At 33.2% G+C, this 7,626-nt stretch carries 7 protein-coding genes and 2 pseudogenes; 1 reads left to right on the top strand and 8 read right to left on the bottom strand.

Annotated features, from left to right (window positions below; translation table 11 throughout):
* The 4 genes and pseudogenes from OZD64_RS06835 to yidC all read right to left on the bottom strand — a co-directional run.
* A pseudogene (locus tag OZD64_RS06835) lies at positions 1-559 on the bottom strand (transposase); the annotation flags it as partial.
* A gap of 171 nt (positions 560-730) precedes the next feature.
* Entirely contained in the window at positions 731-1,213 is a 483-nt protein-coding gene (gene nusB, locus OZD64_RS01685) for a transcription antitermination factor NusB (protein WP_007549265.1), read from the bottom strand.
* The gene (locus OZD64_RS01680) at positions 1,213-1,641 is read right to left on the bottom strand and encodes a 6,7-dimethyl-8-ribityllumazine synthase (protein WP_006279647.1); all 429 of its coding nucleotides are present in this window, start codon (positions 1,639-1,641) and stop codon (positions 1,213-1,215) included. Before OZD64_RS01680 ends, nusB begins: the two co-directional genes overlap by 1 nt.
* Positions 1,619-3,328, bottom strand: a complete 1,710-nt coding sequence (gene yidC, locus OZD64_RS01675; RefSeq protein ID WP_038199761.1) for a membrane protein insertase YidC — start codon at positions 3,326-3,328, stop codon at positions 1,619-1,621. The genes OZD64_RS01680 and yidC overlap by 23 nt, the downstream gene beginning before the upstream one ends.
* 134 nt (positions 3,329-3,462) lie before the next feature.
* On the opposite strand from yidC, the gene OZD64_RS01670 reads away from it, so the two are divergent.
* Positions 3,463-3,978: a TIGR02281 family clan AA aspartic protease gene (locus OZD64_RS01670; protein WP_006279648.1), complete on the top strand. Its 516-nt coding sequence runs from the start codon at positions 3,463-3,465 to the stop codon at positions 3,976-3,978.
* Positions 3,979-3,984: 6 nt separating this feature from the next.
* Here OZD64_RS01670 and secF read toward each other — a convergent pair whose 3' ends face one another.
* From secF to OZD64_RS01650, 4 genes and pseudogenes are all read right to left on the bottom strand, one after another.
* Entirely contained in the window at positions 3,985-4,860 is an 876-nt protein-coding gene (gene secF, locus OZD64_RS01665; RefSeq protein WP_274999190.1) for a protein translocase subunit SecF, read from the bottom strand.
* 200 nt (positions 4,861-5,060) lie between these two features.
* On the bottom strand, positions 5,061-7,055 hold the full coding sequence (locus OZD64_RS01660) for a hypothetical protein (protein ID WP_274999191.1): 1,995 nt from the start codon (positions 7,053-7,055) through the stop codon (positions 5,061-5,063).
* Positions 7,025-7,414 (bottom strand): annotated as a pseudogene (locus OZD64_RS01655) (transposase); the annotation flags it as partial. The pseudogene OZD64_RS01655 and the gene OZD64_RS01660, both read right to left, overlap by 31 nt.
* Positions 7,415-7,436: 22 nt before the next feature.
* On the bottom strand, positions 7,437-7,626 hold a 190-nt coding region (locus tag OZD64_RS01650), incomplete at its 5' end, for a transposase (RefSeq protein ID WP_274999189.1).

The raw sequence follows: 7,626 nt of genomic DNA, 5'->3' as shown, positions 1-7,626 counted from the left end.
TTATGACATACTGAAAATCGACTTCTTTTAGCAAATCACAAGCTCCATAGTGATCAGCCGTTACTGTATTTTACAGCTATGGCTTTTTTGCTGTTTGTATTCAACATTACATGCAATTTTCTTGTCTGTTCATAGCTGCGATACTTTCTATCTTCGCTATTTTCTTTGCTATGACCAGGAGTGTTGTTGTATATACTAATTCCTGTACTGTCTATAGCAATTTCGATATCTTCCATATTATTTTCTGCAATCATTGATCTTAATATTGAGTTTCTTTTGATGATTGTGAATAGCTGATAACTTGCAAATTTTTCCCAATTTGCTCAAGGTATCCTGCTATAAACCCAACTGTTTGCCTCAGGCCTATTCTAAATAAACAAGTTATTATGTGCACCAAAATTACAACTTTATCGCTATAAATATTGTTGCCACCTGGTATTTTTGGACCATTCTCGTACCACTTTTCTATGGCTTCGTTGATATAATGAAAAATATTTCCTCTTTTTTCTAGAAATTTGTTATATTCGCTATGGTTACTGACCCTCATTTTTTGTGGCATATTTTTTCTTCAACAGTTAAATCGCTATTTATAATGAATTTTGTCAGTAGCCACCAGATTTTTTCAGTTGCTATGCAACAAAGCCATTCCAGTGTCAAGCACTGGGATCTAGTAGACAATGTTCATACAGCAGCTACTCGGATGACACCTTGTGCTTGCTGGCTATAATTGCTAAGGATTTTTATTTAATTTAACTGCATCTTTTGCCTTATCCAATAACCCATTAATAAAACCAATTTCGCTTGGTTTATCAAGTAAATCAGATGCAATGTTAGTATATTCATTAATGACAACTGGAACTGGCGTATCACAATTAGCTAACTCACATATTGCAACACGCAAAATAGATAAGCTTATAAGATTTAACCGTGAAAGGGACCAACTTGGGTGTAAATAAGACTCTATTATTTTATCATATTCTTCACTGCTTTTTATAACCTTATATAACAAGTTTTCTAAGAACTGATGTTCAAATTCTTCACATTCAAATATATCTTTCAACTTATTTATGTAGTCCTTAAGCTCACAATTTTCCAGTTTAAAAGTGCTTTTGTTGTAACCTACGAAAATATTTGAATAAGCAATTTGTACAGCAAGAAATCTTGCCGTGCTTCTTTTTATGCGCCACTTTTTATCTACTGGTTTTTCCTCCATTATTTTAATTTATTGTGTAAATCTATCATACGCAAAACAGTTGAGGCTGCATGGCCACCAACGTTCTTTTTGTTTTTATCAGCTCTAACTAGTGCTTTATCTTTGCTGTCAGCGGTAATTACACCCATACCAAGGGGTATTGCATAATGCATAACAACCTCATTTAAGCCTTCAATTACTCCTTTACAAACATATTGATAATGATCGGTTTCACCGCGAATTACGCACCCAAGAGCTAAATAACCATCATAATTAGTATGCCCACTCTTGACTGCAAAAAGAATTGTAGCTGGTATCTCAAATGTACCAGGAACCTCAACTACATCGTAACTGGCATTACTGCCTTTTAATTTATCAATTGCACCTTCAAGCAAAAGGTTCGCTATTTCAGTATAATAAATCGAATTAACTATTAGTATTCTCGACATTTACTACCACTTTTTTTGTTAAAAACAACTTTATTAATGACTGTTGAATTAGAGTTATAATATTACTAAATATCCAATATATTACCAGGCCGGCAGGAAAAGAAGAAAAAATAAAGACAGAAATGTAAGGTAAAAACTTCATAACATTTACTTGAATATCATCTTTACTGGTTTGATCTTTCTCACTTAGCTTCTGCTGAATTATCATGGTGGCACCGAAAATTATAGGTAAAATGCCTATAGAAATAGGAAAGTTATAATTAAACAACCCAAATAATGTAAAGATGTTCGTTGGGTCAGGAGCTGAAAGATCCTTAATCCATAAAAAAAAAGGAGCATGCCTCATCTCTATAGTAACAAATAATACTTTATATAGAGCAAAAAATACCGGTATTTGTATTAGCATGGGAAAAATGCTCGACATTGGATTTACGTTGTTTCTCTTAAACAATGCAATTGTCTCTTTATGCTGCTTTAAGCTGTCATTTTTATACAACTCTTTTATACGAGTTAATTCAAGCTGCAGGCTTTTTACCTTAAACATCGAAATATATGATCTATTAAATAAGGAAAGCATCAAAAGTTTGATTACTAAAGTCAGCAATAATATTGCTAAGCCAAAATTTTTTAAAACGAAGTTAAAATATTCAAGCAGTAAAAACACTGGTTTAGTTATAAAGTAAAGAATACCAAAATCTACAGCTTTATCAAACAGGGGTATATTGAGAGTGTCCTTATAAGAATCCAGTAAATTCAACTTTTTTGCTCCAGCAAAAAAATAATTCACATTAGAAACGCTTGCACCAGGAAGTATGCTCTTGTAAGGTTTGACAAAATCTACTTGGAATTTATCAGTATTATTAACGTTTGTGTGTTTAATGCTTACATTTATTTTATCAGATTTTTCAGGTATGATGGCTGTGAGCCAGTATTTATCAGCAAAACCAAACCAATTTTTTTCACTCGTGCTTGCTTTTATTAAATGTTTTTTGGAAATATCCTTATATCTCCACTCCTCTAGTTTATTATCAAATGCACCCAGTACTCCTTCATGGGATATCCAATAAGATTCGTTGATATTGTCACGTTTACGGTTAATTTTACCATAAGGAACCAAAACTACATTATCCTTTGTATTATTTTCAACAACTTGCTCAACTTTAAACATGTAATTATCGTCGAGGTTAATTTTCATTCTAAATAAAATGCCATTCTCATTGTCCCAAGATAAATTGACCTCTTTTTGATTAAGTTTATCTGCTCGCCAGACTGCTTTAGAATCTGGAACTTTAATCTTGTTACTCGGATCGAGCCACCCAAATTCTGCAAAATATACATCTTTTGATTCTGCAGGTGACAGTAACACCACTTGTGGAGAAGAAGAACTCGGTTCTAAGTGGTAATTAGTTAAAATTAAGTCATCAAACCTTGCACCTTTCAGAGAAATTGATCCTTTAATCATGTTATTGGTTAAACTAACCCTCTGTTCTCGAGTAGAATTAATAATTTCAGAACGATTTTGGTATATTATAGGAGCAAGGTCGTTAAAAGATTCGATATGTTCAATATTTTCAATCAATGGCTGGTTTTGGTTTGTACTAAAAAAATTATCATAAATAATACGCCAAGACACCATGATTAACATGGAAAGGATAGCTGCCAAAATTAAACTTTTTGCTTCTGACATGAAATTAAATCAAACATATCTTCTTAAAGTGTATACTAAATATTGTACTAAAACAATGAAATTTACTTATTTTTAATAATAACTTTTAACGCTGATCTTTAAAATTTATTTTAATAGCTTCAAATTTTAACAATATGAACGCGGTGAAAAATCTAGTTATTTGGTTGCTAATAATAGCCACTACTGCAATGCTTATTGATTCACAAAGGGACAAACTAAGCGACAGATTTCTCAGTACTTTTTTACCATATAAAGGAAGAATTCAAAATAGCGGTCAGAATAGTGGAAGTATTGAATTTACGAAGTCATATGATGGACACTTTTATATTCAGGCTCAAGTCAATGATCGCAATATAACGTTTTTGCTTGATACTGGAGCAACCGATATTGTTCTATCACAAAAAGACGCATTACATGTTGGTATTAACTTACAAAATGTTCAGGATTTTAAAATATATGAAACTGCGAAAGGTCAAATAAAAGCTGGAGTGGTTCAAATACCTCAAGTTAAAATAGGAAATTTTTTGATTAATGATGTACAGGCAAGCGTTAACACTCATTCTATGTCTCATTCACTACTTGGAATGAGCTTTTTAAGGTATTTTCATTTCACTATAAGAGATAATAAGTTGATATTATACCGCGACTAAACACTTCTACAATCTACTTATCAAAGCTCTGTAGGTCAATATAGGAGCAGAAATAAATATTGCAGAACAAGTGCCAATCAAAATACCAAAAAAAATGATCAAGCTGAAGTCTCTCACTGCATCTGTGCAGATTAATACCAAAGGAAGAGCAGCAAGAAGGGTTGTAACAGAAGTTAATATAGTGCGAAATAATGTAGCGTTGATACTTGCATCTACTACCTCACTCATCCGCCCACTTTTACCACTCCTGCGATACTCTCGAATCCGATCATATATAATTACTGAGTTATTGATTGAATAACCAATGACAGTAAGGAGAGCTGCAACTGATGAAATATTAAACTCAATGCCAGTTAGGCTAATAAAACCAACAGTTAAAATCACGTCATGAATCAGTGCTGTTATTCCACTGAATCCACATTGCCAATTAAATCTAAACCAAACGTAAAAAAATATTCCAACAATCGCGATCAACATGGATAACATTCCTTCAAATATTTGTGTTGAGCTTATTTGTGGGCCAACATAGTCTATTTTACGATAGCTTATTGAGCTCCCCAGCTTTTCTTCTAGTATGCTTTTTATCTTTTTGATTTTATCTTCATCTCCTTCATCTTTAAAACGCATGACTAAATTATCACCCGCTTTTGAACTCTGCACTGTAAAACCATTTTCTTTCAATGCATCGAGAATAGAGTGATTCTCATCTGAAGATTTTATCTCTATCAAAATTCCGCCTGCAAAGTCTATGCCTAAGTTCACTCCACGCAGCACAACAGTGAATATTGAAAAGATGATAAGAATAATGCTAATTAATGCAGTCAAATCCCTATATTTACTAAACTTGATATCGAGGTTGTCTGGAATGAGTCTAAGTGCCATGCTATTTACTTAAACTTGAATTTTATATACTTTTCAAAAAATTCACTAGTTTATTCTGTGATTGTTTGATTATGTCAATTTTTCCATCAGTTAATTCTTGTCTGTCAATTAAGTTCTATCTAGCTTGCATACTACCATTTTGAAGTACATTACAAAAGCGAAATACTGCCAATTTGGCCCATCATTTTATCTCTGCAAGCTTATCCCCCCCTTGCTATGTTAGCAACGCAACCTAAGCTAGGTTCCTTCATAGCAGTGTTAGGTACACTGCCATATCTTTCAAAACTTTCATGCTCTATAGCTTCCTCAACACTTTTTCCTCCTAAAAGACAGTTTTCCCCTAAACTTTTTCCCCTATTTTTTAACTCATTAAGCCTTGCTCTGTTTTCCCCATCAATCTCCACTTTTATTTTATTGCTGCCTTTCTCACTAGGACTTAGATAAATACTTATCTCTCCTACCTCAGTAGTAAAAGACATTTCAATACCACCTTTTGAGACATCCATGTAATTTCTTTTTCCCCCTATTTCTTCTACATTTTCAACTCTTACTATACTTTCTCCAATTTTGAGTATGCCAACTCTTAAATTTAAGTCTTTGGCTTTTTCATTGTTTAGGATTTCTGCAACTTCAACAATACTATCTTGCGAGTACTCTATACAAAAATATCTATTATCCTTGTCTACTCCTAATACATTTTGAGTCTGCTTGCTTTTGTTTACAATACTTTCATATGCTAAACCTTTTAGCTTGCTTTCAATTTCCTTACATTTCTCAGAAAGACCATCATCAAATCCATTACAAGTCACTATCTGCTCAAACTCATTCCCATCGAAAAAACTATGGCGTTTTACTTTCCCACCTTCTAACAATAAATTACTAACAATGCTTTTGATAATGTCCTCTTCGGACACTTCATTTTTTTTGTTACAGTTTTGATCTTCACTTTCTTTATTACAGTTTTGATCTTCACTTTCTTTGTTACAGTTTTTATCTTCACTTTCTTTGTTACAGTTTTTATCTTTACTTTGATAGGGAAAGTTATCAAATACAAAAGTGTTACTTCTGTTACTTATATGACTACCACTAGTAAGATCTTTTATTTCTTCAAATACTGTATTTGTTACAGTTTTGTTACAACAACTACATTTTAAATTTAACATTACTTCTTTTTCTAAGTATTTAGCTACTATGCACTTAATACTTTCTGGAGTATTTTTTATATCTTTTTGTTCATTTTGTTCTGTTATACCTCTCACCTCTCCACAGCATTTATCAATCAGATCCTGTTTACTTTGAGTTAACGACATTTTTAGTTTCATAAAAAGTGAGTCTTTTAGAAAAGGATTATCATCTTCTAGGTCCCGATCATTTTCTGAATCCAAATCATCTGTTAACTCCATTGAATCAAGATTACCTGAACTATAGTACGAACCCTTTTTTGAGTCCGAACTATCTTCTGAGTTCCCATCACTATCTGACCAATTGTCAACTTTCGGAAATTCTGAGCTTTTCTGTTCACCTTCAAAAGTCTGATTACTACCACCAGCGCCCTTTGTCAAATTTTCTTTATTTTCACAAGAACCACCTAAAGAATAGCCTTGACCCTCTTCTTGATCTGAAGCACTTAATTTACTATAAGTTGCTCGACTATAACCATTGAAGTTATAACCTAAACCATTACTACCATGCTGTAAAGGATCGCTTTCAAAAGTTTGTGGATTATCACTTTCACCTAACAAACCACCATTTGTTGGATTACATACATTTTCTGTATATTTTTGATTATTTTGTGCTTCTATTTTCCTCTTCTTGTACAACGGTTCAAACTGATCAATTTCAATCGATCGTACTCGTTTCCTTGAAGGAAAGTCCTCTGGAATCTGATCCTCATCGTCAGAATTGTGACCTGAATCACAAATTACATGATCATTGCAGGTAGAATTATGCTCTTGACTAATCAAGGAAAGCTGAATTAGATTGCTAAAAACAATATTATCTAGCTGTACTGAATCAGTACTTTCAAAAATTTGTGGATTATTACTCACGTCTGGCAAATCACCTGATAAACCAGTCTGATGATTATTTTCACCTACCCAACCATCAGTTGGTGTTGGAATGCATATTCCTGTATATCTTTGGCTTCTAAGAAACTTCCCATTAGTTATTCCTGTTGAACTAAGATATAACCGAATTCCTGTGCCTTTTTGATTAAATTTTTTACAACTTTCTCTTTGTAACGTGTTTCATAATAATCTATTCCTCTTTCTACATATTCTTGTCCATACTTCAACATACTATAAAAGATACATGCTAATTTCCTTGCCGTAGCAGTAATCGCTTTTGGTGCACCTAGTCGTTTTTTTAACCTTCTACAATATGCACCTATTCCGCTATTGCTTCTTGATACACAGTGAGCAGCCATTCGAAATGCATTCGCGGCACGATTAATGACTTTACGTGTTCTTGTGCTAAACACTTTTTCCCCTGTAATTTTATTAGCAGGGCTTAGCCCCAACCACGAAGTAAAATGCTTTTCTGATCGCCATTTAGAGGTTGTCCGGAAACTAGTAAATTCAAGCATATTCCCTCTTTAACATAACCCTACTCATAGCTAGGTATATGAAATTCTCAGTGGATGTTGTGAGTAAATCATACTMCTTCGATAGCCTTCTATTCCTATTAACCCAAGCAAAAGTCCTTTCTACAACCCATCTTCTTGGCTGTACTTTAAACCCTTGTTCTCTTGTTGGTAGTAGCTCAGGT

It is taken from the genome of Wolbachia endosymbiont of Drosophila tristis, assembly GCF_028981745.1.
GTDB classification, from domain to species: Bacteria; Pseudomonadota; Alphaproteobacteria; order Rickettsiales; family Anaplasmataceae; genus Wolbachia; species Wolbachia pipientis.
This window is presented reverse-complemented; position numbering and strand designations above follow the sequence as displayed.

Excerpts from the sequence above, each read along its gene's own strand:
- nusB (WP_007549265.1), bottom strand. The coding sequence starts at position 1,213 with ATGGAGGAAAAACCAGTAGATAAAAAGTGGCGCATAAAAAGAAGCACG.
- OZD64_RS01680 (WP_006279647.1), bottom strand. The coding sequence starts at position 1,641 with ATGTCGAGAATACTAATAGTTAATTCGATTTATTATACTGAAATAGCG.
- yidC (WP_038199761.1), bottom strand. The coding sequence starts at position 3,328 with ATGTCAGAAGCAAAAAGTTTAATTTTGGCAGCTATCCTTTCCATGTTA.
- OZD64_RS01670 (WP_006279648.1), top strand. The coding sequence starts at position 3,463 with ATGAACGCGGTGAAAAATCTAGTTATTTGGTTGCTAATAATAGCCACT.
- secF (WP_274999190.1), bottom strand. The coding sequence starts at position 4,860 with ATGGCACTTAGACTCATTCCAGACAACCTCGATATCAAGTTTAGTAAA.